At 67.0% G+C, this 23,936-nt stretch carries 15 protein-coding genes; 8 read left to right on the top strand and 7 right to left on the bottom strand.

The window, feature by feature from the left end:
* Positions 1–2: 2 nt before the first annotated feature.
* Together KA383_15725 and KA383_15720 are read left to right on the top strand one after the other, a co-directional pair.
* Positions 3–3,251, top strand: coding sequence for a hypothetical protein (locus KA383_15725; GenBank protein MBP7747565.1), 3,249 nt, complete (start codon positions 3–5; stop codon positions 3,249–3,251).
* Positions 3,252–3,301: 50 nt separating this feature from the next.
* Positions 3,302–6,748, top strand: coding sequence for a CotH kinase family protein (locus tag KA383_15720; GenBank protein ID MBP7747564.1), 3,447 nt, complete (start codon positions 3,302–3,304; stop codon positions 6,746–6,748).
* A 163-nt stretch (positions 6,749–6,911) separates the two neighbouring features.
* Here the strand turns inward: KA383_15720 and KA383_15715 are convergent, their stop codons facing one another.
* Positions 6,912–9,887 (bottom strand): hypothetical protein, encoded by a 2,976-nt coding sequence (locus tag KA383_15715; GenBank protein ID MBP7747563.1) that lies wholly within the window; start codon positions 9,885–9,887, stop codon positions 6,912–6,914.
* Positions 9,888–10,058: 171 nt separating this feature from the next.
* Between KA383_15715 and KA383_15710 the strand changes: the two genes are divergently transcribed.
* Positions 10,059–11,507, top strand: a complete 1,449-nt coding sequence (locus KA383_15710; protein ID MBP7747562.1) for an amidophosphoribosyltransferase — start codon at positions 10,059–10,061, stop codon at positions 11,505–11,507.
* Between the two features lie 19 nt (positions 11,508–11,526).
* Here KA383_15710 and KA383_15705 read toward each other — a convergent pair whose 3' ends face one another.
* The 4 genes from KA383_15705 to queG all read right to left on the bottom strand — a co-directional run bounded on the left by KA383_15705 (position 11,527) and on the right by queG (position 16,373).
* Entirely contained in the window at positions 11,527–13,305 is a 1,779-nt protein-coding gene (locus tag KA383_15705) for a VCBS repeat-containing protein (protein ID MBP7747561.1), read from the bottom strand.
* Positions 13,306–13,493: 188 nt separating this feature from the next.
* Entirely contained in the window at positions 13,494–14,267 is a 774-nt protein-coding gene (locus KA383_15700; protein MBP7747560.1) for a hypothetical protein, read from the bottom strand.
* A gap of 203 nt (positions 14,268–14,470) precedes the next feature.
* Positions 14,471–15,229 (bottom strand): hypothetical protein, encoded by a 759-nt coding sequence (locus tag KA383_15695; protein ID MBP7747559.1) that lies wholly within the window; start codon positions 15,227–15,229, stop codon positions 14,471–14,473.
* A 154-nt stretch (positions 15,230–15,383) separates the two neighbouring features.
* A complete protein-coding gene (gene queG / locus KA383_15690; GenBank protein ID MBP7747558.1) occupies positions 15,384–16,373 on the bottom strand; it encodes a tRNA epoxyqueuosine(34) reductase QueG in 990 nt (329 codons plus the stop codon).
* Positions 16,374–16,458: 85 nt separating this feature from the next.
* On the opposite strand from queG, the gene KA383_15685 reads away from it, so the two are divergent.
* A complete protein-coding gene (locus KA383_15685; GenBank protein MBP7747557.1) occupies positions 16,459–16,866 on the top strand; it encodes a hypothetical protein in 408 nt (135 codons plus the stop codon).
* A 25-nt stretch (positions 16,867–16,891) separates the two neighbouring features.
* Positions 16,892–17,671: a hypothetical protein gene (locus KA383_15680; GenBank protein ID MBP7747556.1), complete on the top strand. Its 780-nt coding sequence runs from the start codon at positions 16,892–16,894 to the stop codon at positions 17,669–17,671.
* Here KA383_15680 and rsmA read toward each other — a convergent pair.
* On the bottom strand, positions 17,589–18,464 hold the full coding sequence (gene rsmA / locus KA383_15675; protein MBP7747555.1) for a ribosomal RNA small subunit methyltransferase A: 876 nt from the start codon (positions 18,462–18,464) through the stop codon (positions 17,589–17,591). The two genes, KA383_15680 and rsmA, sit on opposite strands and share 83 nt — an antisense overlap.
* Before the next feature lie 76 nt (positions 18,465–18,540).
* On the opposite strand from rsmA, the gene selD reads away from it, so the two are divergent.
* The 3 genes from selD to KA383_15660 all read left to right on the top strand — a co-directional run bounded on the left by selD (position 18,541) and on the right by KA383_15660 (position 23,280).
* Positions 18,541–19,596, top strand: a complete 1,056-nt coding sequence (gene selD / locus KA383_15670) for a selenide, water dikinase SelD (protein ID MBP7747554.1) — start codon at positions 18,541–18,543, stop codon at positions 19,594–19,596.
* 69 nt (positions 19,597–19,665) lie between these two features.
* A complete protein-coding gene (locus KA383_15665) occupies positions 19,666–22,671 on the top strand; it encodes a histidine kinase (protein ID MBP7747553.1) in 3,006 nt (1,001 codons plus the stop codon).
* A 99-nt stretch (positions 22,672–22,770) separates the two neighbouring features.
* Positions 22,771–23,280, top strand: a complete 510-nt coding sequence (locus KA383_15660; GenBank protein ID MBP7747552.1) for a J domain-containing protein — start codon at positions 22,771–22,773, stop codon at positions 23,278–23,280.
* A 9-nt stretch (positions 23,281–23,289) separates the two neighbouring features.
* On the opposite strand, the gene KA383_15655 is transcribed toward KA383_15660, so the two are convergent.
* Positions 23,290–23,910, bottom strand: a complete 621-nt coding sequence (locus tag KA383_15655; protein MBP7747551.1) for a hypothetical protein — start codon at positions 23,908–23,910, stop codon at positions 23,290–23,292.
* Between the last annotated feature and the right edge of the window lie 26 nt (positions 23,911–23,936).

The raw sequence follows: 23,936 nt of genomic DNA, 5'->3' as shown, positions 1-23,936 counted from the left end.
CCGTGAGCATTACCCACGCACAGTCCCGCGGACTGCTGGCCCTGCTCTTTGCCGGCCTGGTCGGCACACCGCCGACCCTCGCTACGCCGGAATTCGTCGAGCACATCCCGGGCAATGCTGTCTACGGCGAGACCGGCGTGACCATGCGCGACCCCGTGGCACCTGCCGCCGGGGCGACGATCAACGTCTGGGTCCGCATCGGCTATTCCTTCTACTACACCGACGTAGCCGTCTACTACACGACCGACGGCTCCGCGCCGCAGGGCAGCTTCGGCACCCCGTCCGGCGGCACCGCCGTCCTGACCTTCACCGGCGGCCAGATCAGCTTCATCCGCAACGAGCCGCACGATCCAAACATCGACTGGTGGCGGGCAACCCTGCCGCCGGCGTGCTCCGTCGCGGGCGTGACCGTGAAGTACAAGCTGGGCGCGTGGCACAGCGGCGGTGGCCCGGAGGTTTTCGCCAACAACTACGGCTGCGCCGATGGCACCTGCGACAACCCGTCCGCCCCGGCGACCGTCTTCGAGTACACGGTGACGGGCAGTGGCGGACTGCCCTGGCCGGGGAAGGGCTGGCCGTACGCGGACCACGCCGTCGGGTACCCGCCGGTCGCGCTCTGGAAGGAGGAGGGCGTCGTCGGCAACAACTACATGAACGTCCAACTCGACCAGAACGGCACCCTGTACGACGTCTACTACCCGTCCGCGGGCTGCGTTCAGGGCATGGGCACGAAGAACGAGGGCTACGTGGACGGTCTCGACACCTTCCCGCCCGGGCTGCCCGCCGGCTACCGCGGGCAGATGAACGCCAACCAGGCCATGGCGGGGTTGCGGGTCGATGGCGTCACCTACTGGCTCAGCAACGAGAACGCCAGCGGCTACAGCAACGTCGCCCAGGCTTACGTTACCGACACGAACGTCATCGCGACGACCGCCACCCAGACGACCGGCGGCCACAGCATCGTCGTCCAGCAGTATGACTTCTGCCCCAAGGGGATCGCCTATCCGACCGACCTGGGCGGCAACCCCAACCGCGGCCTGTACCTCAAGCGGTTCCTGCTGACCAACAGCGGGGCGTCCGAGGAAACGGTCCAGTTCTACTACTACGCGGACTTCGCGCTGAACGGCGGCGACGCCTACGACGCCATGTTCGCCGACGCCGCCCGCGGGGCGTTGATCGCGTACGACAACACGTATCGCACGACCTCCTCGTCCGGAGAATACAACCCGACCACGATCGGCGACTACGCCAAGGACGTGTCGATATACCTGGCGGCCGCGCTGAAGCTGCTCGACAGCCCCGGCGCAGGCGGCGGGACTCCGGCCACGGGTTCCTGGCGGCAGAACGGCGCGACCGACAACGGTCAGGGCTGGATCGGACTGGAGGTCGCACTCCCGGTCGGGGTGACGAAGGAGATCGACCTCGCCATCGTGGGTGGCTTCGACGACTTCGCCGGCGCGACGGGTACGTATGATTACCAGATCGCGCCCGTACTCGACTGGTTCCTGGCCGGGAACATGAGCACCATCCAGGCCGCGACCGAGACGTACTGGCAGGACTGGCTGGCGGCGGGCGTCGTGATCGACACGCCCGATAACCGGCTCGACGCGGCTTATAAGCGCGGCCTGCTTGCGACCGCGCTGCATCTCGACGGCAAGAACGGCGGCGTAGTGGCGGGCATGCACAACGGCGCTTACCCGTTCGTCTGGCCGCGCGACGCCGTCTGGGCCGCGGTCACGCTCGACCGAACCGGCCACGCAGCGGAGGCGGCAGAGGTCTACCGCTTCCTGCGGGACATCGCCTACCGGGCGGACGACACGTGGGGCAAGGGCTTCTGGTACCAGAAGTACACGACGGACGGGTACATCGTCTGGAACTCACCGCAGGTGGACGAGACGTCGGCGGTGCCGTGGGGCGCGTACTACCACTACCTCGTCACCGCAAGCACGAGCTTCCTTAACCAGTACTACACGATGATTTACGAGGCGGGGCGGGCCAGCAGCGAGGACAGCACGATCGACACCCGGCTGTACTACAACGACCCGGTCCAGCTCATGTACTCGAACAACCTATGGGAGGATTCCTGGGACGTGTTCCTGTACTCGAACGCGGCGGTCGAGCGCGGACTGCGCGACGCGGCAGCGATCGCGACCGTGCTCGGTCACTCCGCCGACGCCGCCCTGTTCAGCGGCCGGGCCAATGACATCCACGGCGGCATGGTCGCCCGCCTGGCCTGGGACGGCGAGAACACCGACGTCTCGATGCTCGGGCTGGCTACGCCGATGGCGGTGTTCAACGTCAGCGACCCCCTCATCGCCCACGTCGTCGATCGGATGAATGGCGTCGCCGCCGACCGCTACGGCAACAACCACCCAATCGTGAACTTCTCGGGCGAATGGGAAGGGCTGATCAACCGGTACTGGGGCGACACATACTGGAACGGCGGGCCGTGGACGCTGGCGACACTCTGGTACGGCAATTACTACGCCGAGCGACAGGACGCCAACCCGGGCAAGGGCGACATCGACAACCACAGGTATCGGCTGGACCTCGTGCTGGACCGGTTCGGGCCGATCGGGCTGGGGGCCGAGCAGATCGCGCCGAGCAGCAGCCTGCTGTATCCTGACTTCCGGCACCAGGCCGCGTGGCCGAACGCGTGGGAGTCCATGTCATTCCTGGTCGATGCGGCCATGCTCTTCCTGGATTACACGCCGGACGCGCCGGGCAACACGCTGCGGATCGCACCGAAGCTGCCGACCGGCTGGAGCACGATGACTTATGCGAACGTCGCGGTTGGCGGGCACCGGATCGACGTGACATGCGACGAGGGAGCGAACGCGTGGACGCACAGCTTCACGAACGTGACGGGCGGCGCGCTGGCGTACGACACGTTCGTTCGCATCCCGGCGGGCACGCCGAACCTGGTCGTTACGCAGAATGGCGTGCCGGTGGCCCATACGCATGACGCGACCACGGGGCGGGTGCACGTGGCCGGCGATCTGGCGACCGGGGCGGGCGCAACCACGCTCGTCCGCGTGGCGCTGAGCCTGAAGGGGGATATGAACTGTGATGGCGTCGTCAGTTTTGGCGACATCAATCCGTTTGTGCTGGCCATCAGCAATCCGACGTTGTGGCAGGCCACGTACCCGGGCTGCCCGCTCCTGAACGGAGACCTGAACGGCGATGGCAGCTTCAACTTCGGAGACATCAACCCCTTCGTGGCGTGCTTGTCGAGCGGGAACTGTCCGTAGCACATGACAAGCCACTCAGCTTTGACTCCACCGCGAAAGGAGACGTAAACGTGCAGTTGTGCAATCGAACTCCGTTTCTGGCCCTCGTTCTCGGAATGCTCATGAGCAACAGCCCGGCCAGCCTGGCTGACGGACAGGTGGTCATCTCGGAGTTCCTCGCCTCCAATCACAACGACATCTCCGACGAGGGCGGCGTGCAACGGGACTGGATCGAGCTGCACAACACCGGCCCGGCCATCAACCTGCAGGGCTGGCACCTGACCGACGATCCGGATGAGCTGACCATGTGGGAATTCCCCGACACGCCGCTGGCCGCGGACGGCCGACTCGTGGTCTTCGCGTCGGACATGGACCGCACGACCCCCGGTTCACCGCTGCACACGAACTTCCGCATCTCGGCGAACGGCGGCGGCTATCTCGCGATCGTCGAGCCGAACGGGGTCACCGTGTCCCATGCGTACATGGGGTATCCGACCCAATACTCGGACATCACCTATGGCATCAACGGCGCCAGTACGGGGTTCCTGGCGACGCCCACGCCCGCCCAGCCGAACGCCGGTCTGCGCCCGTTGCCGCCCAGCCTGGCGCCCACCAGCAAGTTCTTCGCCGGCACCTGCTCGATCGTCATGACCAAGCCCGAGGGCATCGGCACGCTGCGTTACACGACCAATGGCACGCTGCCGACCCTCACCAACGGTTACACCTACACAGCGCCGCTCAACCTGATGAACACGACGACCGTCAAGGCCGCGATCTATGACGCCGGCGTGTGGAGTCCGGTGATCACCGAGCGTTACGTCCGCCTGGCCAATGACGTCCAGAACTTCAACTCGGACCTGCCACTCGTCGTCGTTCACTCGCTGAACACCGAGATTCCGGAGGATCCGCAGGTGCTCTGCGTCGCCACGGTCATCGGCACGACCAACGGCCGCGCCACGATCACCGACCCGCCCAACTTCATCGGCACCGCCGGCATCAAGCTCCGCGGCTCCAGTTCGCTGAGCTTTCCCAAGAAGCAGTACGCGTTCGAGATCTGGGACCACAACGGCGACGATGAGAGTGCCCCCCTGCTCGACCTGCCCAAGGAGGAGGACTGGGTCCTGTATGGCCCGTACACCGACAAGACCCTCATGCGCGACTGCATCTCCTACCAGTGGAGCAACGAGATCGGCCGCTATGCCCCGCGCACGCGCTACGTCGAGATGTTCCTGCACACCGTCAGCGGCGCCGTGAACAGCACCGATTACGTCGGCACCTACGCGATCGTCGAGAAGATCAAACGCGATGGCGAGCGCGTCAACATCGAAGAGCTGCGCCCCGACGACAACACCGAGCCGAAGATCACCGGCGGCTACATCGTCAAGAAGGACCGCCTTGACCCCGGCGACGTCGGTTTCTGGACCAACAGCGGCCAGAACCTGTGCTACGTCGAGCCCAAGGAAGTGGAGATCTCGCCCGAGCAGTCCGCTTACCTCATCAACTATTTCAACGAGTTCGAGGCCGCGCTGGCCGGGCCGAACTTCGCCGATCCGTTGGTGGGCTATGCCAAGTACATCGACGTTGACTCCTGGATCGACCACCACCTGTTGACCGAGATGACCAAGAACATCGACGGCTACCGCCTGAGCACGTTCCTGTTCAAGGACCGGGGCGGCAAGCTCAACATGGGGCCGATCTGGGACTACAACCTGACGCTGGGCAACGCGGACTACCTGCAAGGCTGGCTGCCCCAGGGCTGGTACTATCCGCAACTCTCCGCCGAAGAGTACCCCTGGTGGCCGCGGTTGTTCCAGGACGAGGCGTTCCGCGTCCGTTACGCCGACCGCTGGTTCAGCCTGCGTGAGACCGTCTTCGCGACGAGCCACATGCTGGCCGACATCGACGCGCACGCCGCCGTGCTCGCGGAATCGCAGGTCCGCAATTTCGTGCGCTGGCCGATCCTGGGCGAGTATGTCTGGCCCAACGCCCCTGGCTGGGCGCAGCGCGACACGTACGAGAAGGAGGTCGACTGGATGAAGAACTGGCTGGTCAACCGCCTCGCCTGGATCGACACCCAGTTCATCGGCCCCCCGGTATTCAACCAGGACGGCGGCTCCGTGCCGTACGGCTTCCAGCTCACGATGACGCCGCCAGCGGGCGCGACGGGGATCATTCACTACACGCTGGATGGCAGCGATCCGTACTTCGCCGCGACCGCCTCCATAACGCTCGTCGTGGAAGACGCTGCCAAGCGCGTCCGGGTCCCCACCGGCCCGATCACGGGCTGGAACACGCTCGGCTTTGACGACTCCGCGTGGACCAGCGGCACGGGCGGCGTCGGCTACGAACGCTCCACCGGCTACGAGGACCTGATCGGCATCGACGTCGAGGCCGCCATGTACGGCGTGAACGGGACGTGTTACATCCGCGTGCCGTTCAGTGTCGACGCGGGCCAGCTCGCGCAATTCGCGGGGCTGACCCTGCGCGTCCGCTACGACAACGGCTTCGTCGCCTATCTCAACGGACAGGAAATCGCGCGCAGCGGCAGCGCGCCCGCGTCGCCCCAGTGGAACTCGGAGGCCATGTATATCCACGACGACTCCGCAGCGGTCCTGTTCGAGGACTTCGACGTCGCGGCGCAGCTCGGCGCGCTGCAGGCCGGCAATAACATCCTCGCCATCCACGGCCTGAACGCCCCGGCCACCAGCTCCGACTTCCTGATCTCCGTTGAACTGGTTGCGGTGAGCGTCGGCGCACGGACCGCGCTGACGTACACCGGGCCGATCACGCTGACCGACAGCGCCCACGTGAAGGCGCGTCTGCACACCAGCACGACGTGGGGCGCGCTGAACGACGCCATCTTCACCGTTGGCGAGCTCGCGCTCTACATCAACGAGTTCATGGCCGACAACGACGCGGTGCTCGAGGACCCGGACGAGCCGGGCGAGTTCCCCGACTGGCTCGAGATCTACAACCCCATGCTCTCGACCGCGCTGCTCGGCGGCATGTACCTGACCGACGACCTGTCCGAGCCTACGAAGTGGCAGATTCCGGCCGGCGTCTCGATTCCCCCGGGCGGCTACCTGGTCTTCTATTGTGATGAGGACCCGGAGCAGGGCCCCACACACGCTGACATCAAGCTCAGCAAGAGTGGCGAGGCTGCCGGGCTGTTCAACGCGGCCGCAACCGGCTACGCGGCGATTGACAGCGTTACGTTCGGTCCGCAGACCACCAACGTGTCGTCCGGCCGCTACCCGAACGGTACCGGGGCGTGGCGATTCTTCGCGAACTCGACGCCCGGCAGCGCGAATCTGATCCACGGCGACTTGAACTGCGACGGCGTGGTGAACTTCGCCGACATCAATCCGTTCGTGCTCGCGATCAGCAACCCGGCCGCCTGGGAGGCGACGTACCCGGGCTGCCCGACGCTGAACGGCGACATGAACGGCGACAGCGATTTCAACTTCGGCGACATCAACCCGTTCGTGGCGTGCCTGTCGACGGGCGTGTGCCCGTAACACTGCGCATCCGCAACCGGAGCAACCGCGGAGGACACGGAGCACGCAGAGGGAACAGGACGTGTGGCACGGTCTGGCGCAGCCGGGCCGTGGTGTGCACGGCGCGTCGAGCGTAGCGTGGGCAGCGCCCACCGACCGGGCCTGGCACCCCGCGCCGGTCCGTTCAGGGCCGGATGCCGGTCGACCGGCCCAGGCCCGTCAGGCGTCGCGAGCCCAGCGCCCATTCCGGAATCCCCTCCGGCCAGAGCGAGAGCATGATCGACGTGTCATCGTCCACGTTGTCGTATTCGAGCGTGACGCCGACGTACCAGCGCGGCAGCTTGCGCACGTACGACAGCGTCACTTCGCCGACGCGCCCCGTGTCCACGTCCCACCACGCCCGGACGGCCGTGATGTGCTTCTCGTTCAACTGATAATTCCATCCGCCACCGAGCAGGCTCATCTCGATGTCGCCGGCGTAGCGCGCCCCCAACACGTAGGCCAGCCGCGGGTCGCGCTCGACGGCCAGCGCGATGTTGTGGCGGTCGAACGAGTGGTCGTTCAGGTCGAAATTGAAGTCATACAGCAGGCTGGTCGAATCGCTGATCCGGTAGATCGCCTCGCCGGCGAGGTAGTTCCGCGTCCGGCTGTTCTCCGGCCGCAGCGGGTTGGCGAAGCCGTTGGAAATGTCGCGGCGCCCGTCGGTGTTGCCGAACACGCCCAGCTCGAAGTTCAGGATGAACAGGTCCACGGTGCGGCGCCGGTCCGCCGGCCCGCGCTTCGTCTGCCACGTCTGCCGCAGGCCGGCCATCGCGCCGTAGAACGCGTCGATCGTCTCAATGCCGTAGTCGAACGGCGTCGTCAGCTCGCTGCGCGTGTTGCTGTTCGCCCACCAGACCGCGTAGTCGGGCTTGATGATGTGGCGGATGCGGTCCACGTCGAGCAGCCGGGAGCGCACGTCGTCGAACACGCGGCTGAAGCTCGTGCTGCCGCGCAAGCCATACACACCCAGGCCGCGCCACTTGGTCCCTTCATCCAGCGGCTGGCCGTCCCAGTAGGTGCCGCGCACCGAGCCGAACGGCACGATGTTGAACGCGCCAAGCTTCAGCGGCAGCTCGGCTTCCTGCCGCGCATCCGTGCGGAACGTCAGGTCCGTGCGGCTGAGGTTGTTGTAGTCGTAGTCCTGGATCGCGTGGCGGTCGTCCGGCCGGTAGCGCACCTCCCCGACCCGCGATTCGTGGTACAGCACGACCGGACTGAGAAACGTGTCGCCGATCCGGCGATAGGCCAGCTCCGGCAGGTGCTCGGTCTGCGTGGTGAAGTCCAGGATGCGCCAGTTGGCAAGGAAGGTCAGCGCCTGGACGCCCTTGGCGCGCTTCAGGTAGATGAGGGTCTCCTGTTCCTTCCCCTCGAACCACTCGCGCTTCTCCCATTCCTCCATATAATTCGCGTCGCTGACGTAGGCGGCTTCGAGCGTCAGCTCCCAGTCATACGGCAGATAGTGCCGGTGCCGCCACAGGGCCCGGCCGCGCGTGGCCGTGCTGGGCACTTCCTCGTCACGGCGCAGCGGCCCGAGCGTGTCCTCGCCGTCGTCGTAGACGAAATAGGTGCGCAGCAACCCGTAGTAATCTTCGCGCTGATAGTCCACGTTGATGCCGACCGCCGGCCCGCGCTCCGAGAAGTAGTCGAGCAGCAGCGTGGCATCGAAACCCGGCGGCGGCTGGATGCCGAGCAGGTTGAACAGGTACCACCCCGACTCGAACTGGTAGCCGCGCTTGCTGCTGTAGCCGGTGGCGATGCGGCGGAGCAGTGTTTCGCTGGCCTCGAGCGTGCCCCGGCTGTAGGGCCACCATGAGACGGGCAGACCTTCCACGTTGAGCGTCGTGTTCCGCAGCTCATACGCGCCGGCCGCCGGCCCTAGGGCGCGGCCCTCATCGTCGCGCTTCGTCAGGTCGCGGATGTAAACGCGCTCGGCCCCCACATGGTAGCTGGGCGTGTAGAACTCGCTGGTCGTCACTCGCGCCTGGTCGGCGGAAAACTCCCGCGCGGAAAGCTGCCGCATCTCCGCCGCCCGCACGTACAGTGGGATCTCGCGGGCCGGCACGTCCGCCCGAAAAACGGCGTCGAGGATCAGCGCCCGGTCATGCTCGAAGTCGTAGTACAACCGGTCGGCGCGGACAAAGCGATTGCCCAGCGACAGGATCACGTCGCCTTCGAGATACACGGCCCGCAGCCGCCCCGACTTGCTGGCCTGTCCCAACCCGAGCACCGCCTCCGCGGCCTCGTCGATCCGCGAGGGCGGGGTGGCCGGCGCAGGCGTTGCCGGCGACGGCTCGGCCGGCTGCGTCGTCGCGGGCTCTTCTTCGCCGAAGATCGTCTCCGCGCCGCCCTCGGTCGGGAAGACCACCGCGTGCTCCGCGCGGATCTCCAGCATCGCCGCATCCGGGCCGCCGGCCTGCGAGAAATACACGCCGCCGCTGGCGACAAACACACGGGCCCCGTCCGGCGTCTCGGCCGGCTCGACGTTCGGCAGGCGATAGCGAATCACGCGGGGCGGGCGGGGCGGCGCCGGGCGCAGGGTCTCGGGCCGGGCCACCGCCGGCTGCCGGGCGGTCTCCGACTCGCGCTCGTCGAGCGTCAGCCGGTCGCGCAGCGCCTGCTGGTAGAGCGGCGAGTCAACCATGCTTTCGGGGGCGTACGCGTCCTGGTACTTGATGATCTGGCCGTAGGTGCGCAGGCCGCGGACCAGGAGCACGGAATCGAGCGTGACGGTGCCCGCCGGTTCGCGGACTGCGGCGTCCTCGGACAGGTAAACCGTGAGCGTGTAATACTTGCGGTTGTCCGGCGGGCTGTGGCCGGCCTCGATCCAAACGACGGCGTTGTTGGCGGACATGCGACGCTGCCCCATGTCCAACCGGAACCCGCCGTTGAACATCAGCACCAGTGCGCCGTCTGCCTCGCGCCACTGCCGGACCCAGCGGCCCCGCAGCTCGATGTTGGTTTCGCTGATGGTGGTCGCCAGGAGGGGCTCGTCGCTGAAGTCGAACTGGGCCGGGGCGGGGGCCGTCAGCGCGGCGGCGAGCCCGAGCGCGAGGAGGGCCGCGCACCAGCGGGCGCAGCGCACGACGGTCCACGGGATGAAGCCGAGTTCAGACCGCACCAACCACTCTCGACGGGTGAGAGACCTCACTCACTCGGAGCCATTATCGGGCTGGCGGGGCGTCGGTCAATGGCGCCGCCGGGCGGCCGCGGATTCGGAGACTCGCACGGCGTGCGGAATCTGGTATGCTGCTTGTTTCGCCTGGCCCCGAGCGAGCATGTGCGAGGTTCGATGTCAGCCGAGATCCACCACCATTGCGGCCTGTTCGGCATTGCCTATCACCCGGATGCGGCCCAACTGACATACCTGGGCCTTTATGCGCAGCAGCACCGCGGGCAGGAATCGGCCGGCATCTGCACGGCGGACGGCCGGCACGTGCAGCGCCGGGCGGGGATGGGGCTCGTCACCGAAGCGATCACGCAGCGCGATCTGGAGGCGCTGGCCAGCCCGCTCGCGATCGGCCACGTGCGCTACTCCACGACCGGTTCGTGCAGCGAATCAAACATCCAGCCGCTGCTGGTGTCGTGCTCGATCGGTGAGGTGGCGATCGGGCACAACGGCAACCTGATCAACGCCGGCGAAATCCGCCGCGAGTACGAGCAGCATGGCCACATCTTCACCTCCACCTCGGACACGGAAGTGATCCTGCACATGCTGGCGGACCGGCAATTCGTGGAGAAGCCCGACCCGCTGGCGGCCGTGTTGCGGCACCTGTGCGGGTCGTACTGCCTGCTGCTGCTGTACCCGGACCGGATCGAGGCGGCCCGCGATCCCTCAGGGAACCGCCCGCTGTGTCTCGGCCGCGTCGGCGAGTCCTGGGTCGTGGCGAGCGAGTCGTGCGCGCTGGACATGGTGGACGCGGAGTATGTGCGCGACGTCGCGCCGGGCGAGATCGTCACGCTGTCGCGCGGCGGGCTGAGCACGCGCCGCTTCACGGAGCCGGGCGCCTTCCGCCGGGCACACTGCATTTTCGAGCACGTGTACTTCGCCGATCCATCCAGCCAGGTGTTCGGCGAGAACGTGCACCTGGTGCGGATGGAGATGGGCCGGGCTCTGGCGCGGGAGGCGCCGGCGGACGCCGACCTGGTGATCGCGGTGCCGAACTGCGCCCGCTGTGCGGCGTTGGGGTTTCACGAGCAGTCGCAGCTTCCGATCGGCCGCGGCTTCACGACGAACCACTACATCGGGCGCTCATTCATTCAGCCAACGCAGTCGATCCGCGATCTGACCGTGCGGCTGAAGCTGAATCCGATTCGCGGCAGCGTGGCCGGGCGGCGGCTGGTGGTCGTGGAGGATTCGGTGGTGCGCGGAACGACAACGCGCGGCAAGATGCAGTCCCTGCGGGCAGTGGGGGCGCGCGAGATTCACCTGCGGGTCGCGAGCCCGCCCATCCGCCATCCCTGCTACTACGGCATCGACTTCCCCAGCCGGACGGAGCTGGTGGCGAACGAACGGACGGTCGAGGAGATCCGTGCGTACCTGGGCGTGGACTCGCTGGCGTATCTCTCGCTGGAGGGGATGCTCACCGCCGCCCGCACGGCCAACGCCGATTTCTGCCACGCGTGCTTCACCGGGGAATACCCGATTCCGATCGACCCCACGTTCCAGAAGGACGTGTTCGAACAGCGGCAGTTGCGTTTCTTCGACGCGACCGGGCGTCTTACCGCGCCAGCCCCCTGACCGCGCCGTCCGCGCGGCGCTACGGCCGCGAGGCCAGATCCACGATGGTCACGAACGGATTGACGTCGGCGGAGTTGACGGCCCCGTCCTCGTTGATGTCCGCGTAGAGCCAGTTGCAGCTCGGGTACAGGCTGTAGTAGTGCGTGGGCCCTTGCAGTGCGGCCACGAACGCGGGGATGTCCGCCAGGCCCACGACGCCATTACAGTTGAGGTCGCCGATCAGGTGATCCGGGGGGCCCCAGCAATTGCAGTTGAGGTCGATCGTCAGCAGATTCAGGTCCGCACTGGTGACGCAGCCGTCCTTGTCGAGGTCGGCATCCGGGTTGAACTGCGTCGCACCGCGGCACGTGCCGAGGGCCGCGACCAGCGCCGCGTAATCCGGGTACGTGGTCAGCCCGTTCCGGTTGACGTCGCCCCGGCAACTGTTCGACCAGATCGCGATCCGAAGCATGCCACCCGACGCCGCGAACCCCGCCACGATTTCCGGCAGGGTGTTGCCGCTCAGGTCGGCCGATGCGAGGTTGCGCGGCCGCAGGATCTGGTTGGTCTGCAGGTTCTGGAAGCCGGTCGTGTCCACGGAGACGGGACTGACGCGCCGCCAGGTCGTGCCGCCGTTCTGGCACAGCGTGACCTCGATCTGATTGCCATCGGCCGCCGTACCCAGCTTCTGCTTCGTGATAATGTCGTGATCGCCGTCGCCATCCACGTCCGCGGCGACGGCCGCCATGCCGCGGCCGGGCGAGAGGCCGGCATATCCGGTCTCCTGCGTGACGAACGTGAAGTCCACGGGGCCGGAGGAGGATTGCGCCCAGTACTGGAGCGTCAGGCCGTTGCTGTCGGTCAGAATCACGCCGGGGCGGCTGCCGGGCACAGGCCTGACATCCACGACGTCCGAGCAGATGATGCTGGGCAGTTCGTTGTGCACGTGGAACGCGCCGGTGGCGGTGTTGAGGCCGAACCAGGTGGCGAAGATGGGGATGACCTCCTGGGCCGGCGGCACGACCGTACCGCTGAAGCAGACGTCGGGACGGCCGTCGCCGTCGAAGTCCGCGACCGCCAGGCCGCGCGTCCAGCACATCGGGACCGCGCCGTCGTAACCCCACCAGTCTGTGCGGTACATGTTCGCGATCGCGCCGTCGGTGCGCCAGAAGTGGATCATCAGGCCGTCGAGGTATTGATTCGGATCGGCGATGTAGGCCAGATCGGCGCGGCCGTCGCCGTCAAAATCGGCGGACAACAGCTCGGGGGGCGTGAGATAGCCCGTGGTGGTGTTGACCTCGAACATGAACTTGAGGTGCGCGGCGAACTGGCCGCTCCCGAGATTCTCGATCAACCAGAGTTCGTCGCCAAAAAAGGGAGTGACCGCGAGATCGGCATCGCCGTCGCCGTCGAAATCGCCCACGCCGATGTCCGACGTGCCGCGGCGAAACACGGACATGTTGGGCTGCGCGGCATCGTAGATATACAGGTTGATGTCGGCCGCGAGTGTAAAGCCCGCGCCGGTGTTCCGCAGGATGGTCAGCACGCGCAGGCTGGCGGCGGGGTTGTCGTCGTCGTTGGCATACCACGCGACCGCGATATCCGTGCGCCCATCGCCGGTGAAGTCCGTGACGGCCACATCGGTGCAGGTGGCGCTGTCGATCCACGCGCCCAGTGGCGCGATGGTGACGGTCGCCGGTTGCCGCTTGAAGAGCAGGCCCGCACGCGTGGCCTCCTCGCCGCTGTGCGCCAGTGTCGCTCCCGCAATGATGTACCCAGCACACGCCCAGATCCGCCAGGACCCGATACTCCGCTGCATCTGCGCGCCCTTTCGCGAGATCGCCGGTGATGGCCCGTGCTGGCCGGCGCGGCAGCCATTCCGAGGGATCGTTTCCGCCCCAGCCTCGCGTCGCTGGCTGCGCCCCATCGCAACCAGAAAAAAGCGGGGGTCAACCTTGTTGACCCCCGCGTCGGTCTACATCGGACTGTATGCCGATCCGCGCGGCATTAGCGCCGCCGCAGTCCCAACGCCACTGCGCTCACCAGGAGCAGGCCCAGGCCACTGACCGGCTCCGGCAGCAGGCGATACGTCAGGGTGCCGTTCGCCGAATCCGCGTAGGTCAGGTCGAAGGCGATCAGCATGCCCATGTCCTGCACGCCGACGGGGATCGCGGCGTAACCGGTCATCGGCATGGTCTGGCTCGCGTTGCCGCTCCCGCCCGGCCCGCCGGACACCAGGTTGACCAGGTCCGCGAACATCACGTTGCCGTTGTAGTACGCCTTGAAGGCGCCGGCCCCCACGGGACCATCACCCAGCAGCGTGACGCCATTGCCGTTCAGATCGGTGGCGCCCAACGAAGCCGTCGCGCGCGCACCGCCCACGGGGGGCTGGAGCGCTGCGGGCGGGATCATCGGGAAGCTGAGGAGGGCCGACTGAATGCTGATGTTCGTGTCGCTGGAGCCGGCATGCAGGGCAAAGCCGAGCTGAATGTAATAATAGGAGTCGGCAACCGGATCCTTGACGTATTGGACATTGGCCTGATCGAGAATCGCGATCGTGTCGCCGCTGCCGTTCTCGATCTCCACCAGCCCGGTGTTCCAGCCCCAGCGGTTGGTGCCGGGGTTGTAAACGAGCTGGTCGGCGGTGAACTCGAGGAAGCCAGAGCCGCCGGCGTTGGTCGCGTCGATCCGGAAAATGACGTTGGAAACATCACCGGCCTGAGCCAGGGGAGCGCTCAGAACGAACAACACGACCGGCAGCACGCAAGTTAGTCTTCGCATGTTTGTCGCCATCCTTTTACCCTCTCCAGTCCCGTGCGGGAGTGCCCTCTTCGATCCCACTAGCGCTCCGCGGTCGAACCTGTTGCCAATCCACGTGTGGCGCGTCGCGGTCCGCCGCGACGCCAGCAGCCAGTCAGCCAAGACCGCCCGAGGGCGGCCCTGGCTGCTGCTCCGTCCGCCCTCAGCGCTTGCCGATCCGTCGCCTAGCGGCGCCGCACCAACACCAGCCCGGCGATCAGGAACAACACGCTCGCCGGTTCCGGAACGATCTCGAACACGGACGTGCCGCTCGCGAGGTCGTTCGGCGAAAGCGTGAAGCTGATCTGCGTGCTCATGTCGCTGACCGAGCCGGCGATGTTCTGATACAGGCCGCCGCCGGGGTAGTCCTGCGCCAGGCTGAACGTGCCCATCGGGCCCGCGTTCATCTGCGGGATGAGCTGCGTGAAATCCGCGCCGCCCGGCACGAACCCGTTGTACTGGGCGAGGTAGGCGCCCGTCAGCGTCGGGGTCAAGGTGGCGCCGTCGTCGTCGATGCCATCCGACACCGTGAACGACGCGCTCGCGCGACCCTGGGCGTTCATTATCGCGGGGAACGTGAGCAGCGCGGACTTGATCGTGAACAGCGTCCCGCCCGGCGCCGAGCCCGACTCGACGGCGAAGCTCAGGTTGACCGCCGGATCCTCCAGGAAGTTCACGAACGTGTCGTTGGCCCTGAGCGTGCCGAGCTGCAGCTGCTCGTCAAAGCTCATGATCGGCGTGTCCTCGCCGAGCGTCCAGACGAACGTGCCGTTGACCCACTGGCCATCGCTCTCGTAGAACGCGGCGGCGCCGTAGCACTGCCCGTTCACACAAGCTTCGATCTCAAAGATCGGGCCACCAAGACCGGCCCACGCGGACGGTGCGACGGTCAAAGCGGCCACGAACGCAGCGAGTCCAAGGTACTTTTTAGCAAACCCCATCATCCCGAGTTCCTCCTTCCTCTTCCATCCAAGAGATGGATAACCGGCGCTTTCCGGCGCCAAGTGTCCTTATACGCCCGCGCGGCTCTGCATGTCAAGCTGATTTTCAAATATTCGTGGCCCGGGAGTGCTGAGATGCCAGCCCCCGCGGACCGGGTCAGGTCGCCGGGCCGCGCGCCGTTCGTCCAAGATTGGCGAGCGCGATGGCCGCGTTGCGCCGCCACATCTCCCGCCGCGCCCGCGCTGCAGCCGTACCGCGCGTCAGCCGTCGATACGAGCCGGATCGCAACTTTATGATTTTAAGCAAGTTAACTCGTTCCGGCAGGATATCGACGGCGATTTCCGGGTGGGAGGCGGGCGGCGTGCGCGCGTTGTAAGGGCAAACCTGCTGGCAAAGGTCGCAACCGAACACACGATCGCCGATCCCCGCCGACAATTCCACGGGAATTTCGCCGCGGTACTCAACTGTCAAATAAGATATGCATTTCTCGGCGCTTAATTGAAATGGTCCGATAAACGCGCCCGTCGGGCACGCCTCCAGACATCGCCGGCAGGCGCCGCATCGCTCAGCGAGCGGCACGCCGGGGGCCAGTTCCAGCGTGGTGATCACCTCCCCCAGGAACAGGTACGAGCCCAGCTCCGGGTTCAGCACGCACGTGTTGCGGCCGAACCAGCCCAGTCCCGCGGCGACCGCCAGCTCGCGCTCGAGCACCGGTGCCGTGTCGACGCAGATGCGCGTCTCGAACGACTCCGCGAGTTGGTCGCGCAGGCGCCCAACGAGTTCGCCGAGCATCCGCCGGAGCACAACGTGATAATCGCGGCCGCGCGCGTACTGCGCGATGACGCCGGTGGGCGGCTGCGTCGGCGCGGTGGTCGCCGGCGTGCGCGGGCGCCGGTAGCCGTCGCTCCGCCGATGATTGAGCGCGACGCAGATGACGGAGCGTGCGCCGGGGAGGAGCTGCGCGGGGTCGAGGCGCACGGGGACGTTGCGCTGGAGATACTCCATGGTTCCCCCGTGGCCGGCGGCGAGCCAATCCCTATAATACTCCGCCCGGCAGCTTTGGGTGGCCGGGGCGACGCCGGCGAGGTCGAACCCGACCTGCCGGGCGAGGGCCTGAACGACCTGGCTTTTCGCGACCGGGGTCATTTTCGTCGATGATACCCGGGAGCGCGGTGTTGCATCCACGGCCGGGAGCGCCACAGCGATGCCCGAACCGTCGCGGAGTGTGTTTATGTTCAATTTTGACTGGTTTCACGGACCGGGGCTGCGCCGACAGATCGACGAGGCGAAACACCGCTGCGCGGCGCGCAAGTTCCCTGACGTGAAACGTGCGCGGGCCGGCAACGGCAACACCGAGTACAACGAGTACCTGGAAGCGCTGGAGACGCGGACGATCCTCTATCTCAAGGACGGGCTCAGCTACGAGATGAAGGAGATGGTGGACATCGGCATCAGCAGCGCGCTGGCCTTCGAGTGCGTGCCGGTGGACGAGAACTACCAGGTGGGCGCGTACGTCATCGTGGTCCCGTTCGAGGACATCGCGCGCGTCGAGGTCTTCGCGGTTCACCCCGACGACAAGCCGCAGGAAAACATTCGTATTCCGGGCTTCCGCACCGGCGCGGGCGAAGGCCGCGACTGACGACGGGGATGGGAGGATGCGGGCCGTGAGACACGCGCTGTACGTGACGCTCATCGCGCTGACCGGCTGCGTGTCGCCGTTCGGCCCCGAGGCTGAGCACGGCATCACGTTCTACTGCCCCGGCGTCGCGAACGTGGACGTGGGCGACGCCGGCATCCGCGCGGGCCTCGCTCGGGCGGGCTACCAAGGCCAGGTCGCGCGTATGACCTGGTCGGTCTCGTTCAATCCGGCGATCGACCAGACGGTCCGCGTGATTGCCCAGCAGGGCGGCAAGCGTCTGGCGGACTATATTCAGGACTACATCGACGAGTATCCCGGCCGGCCGGTGAACGTGGTCGGGCTGTCGGCGGGGACGGGCGTGGCGCTGTGGGCCATCGAAGCCCTGAAGCCCGCCTACAAGGTGGACAACGTCGTGCTGATCTCGTCCAGCCTGAACTACCGCTACGACGTCAGCCGCGCGCTGCGTAACATCAGAGGCAAAATCTACAACTACTACTCGCCGACCGACGCCGTACTGGCCGGCCCGATGAAAGTGTTCGGCTCGATTGATGGCGTCTTCCTCGAGGACGCCGCCGGTGCCGTCGGGCTGCGGGTACCACCCGGCGCGCAGGACCGCGTCGTCAACATCGCCTGGCGCCCCGAGTTCCAGAAGTACGGCTATTACGGCGGGCACGGTGACGGCACGAGCGCCGACTTCGTCGCTTACGAGATCGCACCGCGGATCATCGGCCAGACCGCCGCCACGCCGCAAACAACCCTCGCCAATCAGGTGGCGACAACTCCTCCGCCCGCGCATCAGGACTGACCCCCGCCCGCTGGAACACCAGCGCCGCCCCGGGGGCATCCAGATCCCGCACCAGCCGCCGCAACATCTTGCGCCGCTGCTGGAAACCGCGCTGCACAAAGGCCACGAAGCCGGTCACGTCGTCCACGTTTACGGACTCGAGCGGCCGCGGACGAATCGCCACGAGCAGCGACTCGACCTGCGGCCGCGGCCAGAACGCCGTCGGCGGCAGAATCGCCAGCGGCGTCACCTCGGCGAGCGTCTGCATCACGACGGAAACCGGCCCGTACGCCTCCGTGCGCGGCTGGGCCGCCAGCCGCTCGCCTACTTCACGCTGAATCGTGGCCGTCAGCCGCGCGAACCGCGGCGCGGCGAGCAGCAGGTCCATCAGCAATGGCGTGGCGATCTGGTAGGGCAAGTTGGCCACGAGCTTGTACGCACCGCCGGGCGCCGGCGGCCGCTCGCTCAGCACCTTGAGCACGAGCGGGTTCACGCGGTGCTTGCCGCCCAGCGCGTCGCCCTGGACGAGCGTGAAGCGCGGGTGCTCGCCCAGGCGGGCGCGCAGCACACCCTGCAACCCGCGGTCGATCTCCACCGCGACGACGCGCGCCCCGCGCTGCAGCAGCAACTCGGTCAACGAGCCGGTTCCAGCGCCGACCTCGAGCACAGTATCGGCGGGCTGAACCTCTCCCCCCGCGACCACTTTTCTCATAAGATTGAGATCGATGAGGAAGTTCTGGCCGAGGCGATGCTGCGGCGCCAGGCCGGCCTCGGCGAGCAGGCGTCGGATTTCGGATTGGGTTTGACCCGGCATCACCCTGATGGTTACCAAAGACGCCGGGCTTGGCAAATGGCTCACGCCGCGGAACCCGCCGCGGCCGGAGTACCGAATGACGGAAGCGCGGAAAATCCGCCTGACCGATTACGCCTCGTGCGGAGGCTGAGCCGGCAAGTTGCCGCAAGACGGCCTGGCGCAGGTCCTGCGTCAGTTGGAACCGTGGCAACACCCGGATCTGCTCGTTGGCACCAACACGTGCGACGATGCGGGCGTCTTTCGCATTGCGCCCGACCTGGCCCTCGTGCAGACGACGGATTTCTTCCCGCCGTTGGTGGACGACGCGTTCGCGTTCGGCCGCATCGCGGCCGCCAACGCCCTGAGCGACATCTACGCGATGGGCGGCGAGCCGCTGACCGCGCTGAACCTGGTCGGCTTCCCAGACAAGACACTGCCGCTGGACATTTTGGCGGACATTTTGCGCGGCGGGGCTGACGCGGTGCGCGAGGCCGGCGCCGTGATCGTCGGCGGCCACAGCGTGCGTGACAGCGAGATCAAGTACGGCCTGGCCGTCACGGGGCGCGTGCGTCCGGACCGGATCATCACGAACGCCGCCGCCAGGCCGGGCGACAAGCTGGTACTGACCAAGCCGATCGGCAGCGGCGTGCTGTGCGGGGCGGCCAAGAGCGGCAAGTTGCCGGAGGCGGAACTGGGCGAAGCGATCGCCGTCATGGGGGCGTTGAACCGACCGGGGCGCGCTGCCGCCGTGAAGGTGGGGGTGAGCGCCGGCACGGACATCACGGGGTTCGGGCTGATCGGGCACGCGGCGGAGATGGCGGTCGGCAGCGACGTGACGATCGTGCTGGCGGCCGGGCGCGTGCCGTTGCTGGCGCGGGCGCTGGAGTTCGCGCGCCTGGGGGCGCTGACCCGCACGCACAAGACGACCCAGGCGTACCTCGGCGCGCTGCTCCGCATCGACACCGACGTCGAGCCCGCCCTGGCGGGGGTGCTGATGGACGCACAGACTTCCGGGGGCCTGTTGCTGAGCGTGCCGGCGGAGCGCTGCGACGCTTTAGTGGCTGAATTGCGGGCAACGGGGGCCTGCTGCGCCGCGGTGGTCGGAACCGTCGTGCCGCCCGGCGAGGTGCGCATTCACCTGACCGCCGACTGAGCGCCGCGCCCGGCGGGCGAGTATACTCTCCACTGATACAACCACCGACAGACGGCGAGGACGAGCAGCATGTTGCGTAGCCCGGGAAGCGGCTGTCCATTACGCCTGGCGCCCCAGGAGGCGACGGGGGGACATGACTGGCGGCGCGGGCGGTTTCCGCACCTGATGCCGCGGCGCATCCAGGAGATCCTCCTGGTGTCGAGTGCCTTCGACTCGTTCATCCTCGAAGAGGACGGACTGTCCACGGAGATGATTGCGAGCGAGTACATCGACCTCGGGCTGACACACGTACCGAGCATCACGCGCGTGTCCACCGGCGAAGAGGCGCTGGCGGCGCTGCGCGGGCGCAAGTTCGACCTGGTCATCACGCTGCTGCGGCTGGGCGACATGGACGTGCCAAAGTTCTGCGGCACGGTGCGCGCGCAGCAGCCCGACCTGCCGATCGTCCTGCTGATCGCGAACGACTGGGAGCTGGCCCGCGTGAGCCAGCAGCAAAAGCTGTTCAACGTGGACGGAGCGTATGTCTGGCATGGCGACGCGAAGATCTTCCTGGCCATCATCAAGGGGCTGGAAGACCGCTTCAATGCCGACCACGACACGCGCGTTGGCGACGTGGGGGTCATCATCCTGGTCGAGGACTCGATCCGTTTCCGTTCGTCGCTGCTGCCCATCATCTACAGCCAGCTTGTCCGGCAGACGCGGGCCGTGATGGCCGACGGGCTGAATCACATGGACAAGCTGTTGCGGATGGCGGCGCGCCCCAAGGTGCTCGTGGCTGAGACGTTCGAGCAGGGCATCGAGCTCTTTCAGCGCTACCACAAGCACATCTTCGGGATCATTTCCGACATTTCGTATCCGCGCGGCGGACGCCAGGACCCGCAGGCCGGCATCGCTTTCATCGGCCAGGTACGCGCGGATCTGCCCGACGTGCCCGCCCTGCTGCAGTCGTCGGACGCGAGCAACTGGCAGTTGGCCGAGCAGCTCGGCGTGAGCTTTCTGCACAAGAACTCGCCCACGCTGCTGGAAGACGTACGCGCCTTCATGCTCGGCAATTTCGGCTTCGGCGACTTCGTGTTTCGCACGCCCGACGGGCAGGAAGTCGCCCGGGCGGGTGATCTGCGTGCCATGGCCCGCGTGTTGCGCGACGTACCGGCCGAGTCCATCGAGTTCCATGCCCGGCACAACCACTTTTCGAACTGGTTCCGGGCGCGGACGGAATTCGCGCTCGCCCGCCGCATGCGTCCGCGGCGCGTAACCGAGTTCAGCGACCTCGAAGCCATCCGCCTCTACCTGCTGCGCGGCCTGAGCGAAACGCTGCGCCAGGATCGCCGCGGCGTCGTCGAGGATTTCTCGCGCGAGCGCTTCGATGCGGGCTGCGCTTTTGCCCGCATCGGCGGCGGGTCGCTGGGCGGCAAGGCCCGCGGCCTGGCGTTTGTGGATGCGCTGCTGGCCGGGGCCAACCTGGACGCGGAGTTCGACAATGTGCACGTGCACGTACCGCGCTCGGTGGTGCTGGGTACGGACATCTTCGACGAATTTCTCGACGCGAACCGCATCCGCCGCAGCGCCGTGCGGACGAGCGATGACGAGCTGATCACCCGGACGTTCTTGGACGCGGATCTGCCGGCCGACGTGCTCCGCAACCTGCGGGCGTTTCTGGAGACGGTGCGCACGCCGCTGGCGGTGCGCTCGTCGAGCTTACTGGAGAACGCGCAGTATCATCCCTTCGCGGGCGTCTACCAAACGCACATGCTCCCGAACAACGACCCGGACGAGCAGATACGGCTCGCGCAGCTCTGCGACGCCATCCGGCTGGTGTACGCCTCGACGTACTTCAGCGCCACGCGGCGCTATCTCGAGGCCACGCCACATCGGATCGACGAAGAGAAGATGGCGGTCATTCTGCAGCCCGTCGTCGGGGCGCGACACGGGGACTATCACTATCCTGATTTCGCCGGCGTAGCCCGTTCATACAACTACTATCCGTTCGGTGCGATGCGGCCGGAGGACGGCGTGGCCAGCGCGGCGCTCGGACTGGGCCGTACGGTGGTAGAGGGTGGCCAGGCGCTGCGCTTCTGTCCGGCGCATCCACAGGTATTGCCGCAATTGGCTGACAGCGAGGACTTCATCAATCAGTCGCAGCGCGGCTTCTACGCCATCGACTTGCACGCCCGACCGGACGCGCGCGGGATTGCACAGGACGCGTGCGTGGTCCGCCTGGAGTTGGACCAAGCTGAGCAGCACGGCACGCTGCAACCGGTTGGTTCGGTCTGGTCGGCCGACAACCAGGCCTTCTACGACGGCATTCAGCATCCAGGGGTGCGAGTCGTCACGTTCGCCCATGTGCTGAAGTCGGACGCCTTTCCGCTCGCGGGGCTGCTGCGGCGACTGCTGGCCCTCGGGCGCGCCGGCATGAACAGTCCCGTCGAGATCGAATTCGCGGTCAACCTGGCGGCCCAGCCCCGCGAATTCGCCGTCCTGCAGATTCGCCCGTGCGGTGAAAACGCCTGCAGTGAGGAGATTGAGTTGGGGGACGACGCCCGCGACGGTTGCCTGTGCTTCAGCCGCCACGCTCTGGGGCACGGCCGCATTCCCGGTCTGAGCGACGTGGTCTACGTCAAGCCCGAGCAGTTCGACCCGTCCCACACGCCGGCGATGGCCGACGAGATCGGCCGGCTGAACGAGGAGCTGATGGCCGATAACCGGCCGTACATACTGATCGGCCCCGGCCGCTGGGGTTCGTCGCACAGCTGGCTCGGCATACCGGTGCGGTGGGAGCAGATTTGCGCGGCCCGCGTGATCGTCGAGACCACGCTCAAAGACTTCATTGTCGAGCCGTCGCAAGGTAGCCACTTCTTCCAGAACCTGACGGCCTTCGGCGTCGCGTACCTGACGGTCAACGCATTCGCTGATAACGGATTCGTCGACTGGCGCTGGCTGGACGCGCACCCGGCTTTTCGCGAAGGACGTTTCGTCCGGCACGTGCGGCTAGAGCATCCGCTGGAGGCCCGCATCGACGGCCGCTCCTCACGGGCAGCCGTCCTGAAACACCCGAGAGCCACCGAAGAAGACTAGCGGCGCGCCGGCTACCGACGATCCCGGCGCAATGCTAGAATGGGACGGAAGCGCCGGAATGCGGGCCGCCCGTGGCTGCGGCGCGCGGGAAACCAAGGGATGCCCCCAACGCCGTCTCAGGAGCATTTCCGCGTGCTGGGCCTGCCACGCTCGGCCGGCCCGCATGAAGTGCGCGCCGCCTTTCGCACGCTCGTCAAGTCACTGCATCCGGATCTAAACAGCAGTCCGACCGGTCGCCAGCGGTTCATCCAGGTCGTGCAAGCCTACCGCGCGCTGCAGGAGGAACTGGATCTGCTCGCCGATGGCCCGCCGCTGCGCATCTGCCCGCGCTGCGGACGCCGCCAGGAGCTGCTCGACGGCCTCGATGGCGGCGTCGGCTGCGTGGACTGCCTGTTGGGCGAGACGCCGCGACGACGTTATCTGCCGCTGCCGGTGATCGAGACCGTACGGCACGTGTCGGTGGTCAGCCTGTATGCGCTCAGCCTGGTGCTCGTGGCCCGCGCGGCGGTGACCGGCCACCTGGGGTATGCGCTGGGCAGCCTGGCGGCGGCGGCGCTGGGCCTCCTGGTCCTGGCAGCGACGTGTGTGCGGGTGCGCGAAGCACAGTGATGCCGCGGGTCAGGGCGTTACGCGCTGCGTGTACTCGATCAGGAAGACGCCGCGGGGGTCCACGGTGATACGGGCGACGCCGCCGCTCGGTACGCGGTCGAGGGTGCCCGTCAAGCGCACGCCGGCCGGGCCCTCGTCGCCGACGTGGGGCCAGTGCTGGACGAGGCGAACCAGGCCGACAGCGATCCAGTCGTGAGCGTCGCGCACGAACGTGTCGTCGCGCGCGTTCGTCAGCTCGTCGGCAATGACCCGAAGCGTGTCGATCGGTCCGGCCTCGCTGAGGCGCAGCAGCTCGGGATCGAGTTCCCCGCGCAACTGGTAGTTCGTCTCCACGCCGAACAGGCCACGCCGCTCGACGTGCGTTGCGTGGAGCTTGCCGGCCACGCGGCGATCGCCGGTGAGCAGCACGACGGTGGCGTCGTGGCGACCGAAGCCGTCGTGCTCGGCGTAGCAGAACCCGAGCGGCGTACGGCGGGTCTTGTCGTCGGGGAACGCCTGCCGGTAGGCGCGCTGCTCCTGGCCGAGCTGAATGCGCTGATAGCCGAATTCAGCGCAGCCGGTGGAGAGCGCGACCGCAGCGAGGCCGAGAACCTGAGCGTGACGTCGGTAGCGGGGCAGCAAGGTGGTCATGGCCCAGCATCATGGGCGCGGCCCGG

The organism is Phycisphaerae bacterium (assembly GCA_017999985.1).
Taxonomy (GTDB): Bacteria; Planctomycetota; Phycisphaerae; order UBA1845; family Fen-1342; genus JAGNKU01.
The sequence above is the reverse complement of the archived record's forward strand: the minus strand, read 5'-3'. Positions and strand labels throughout refer to the sequence as shown.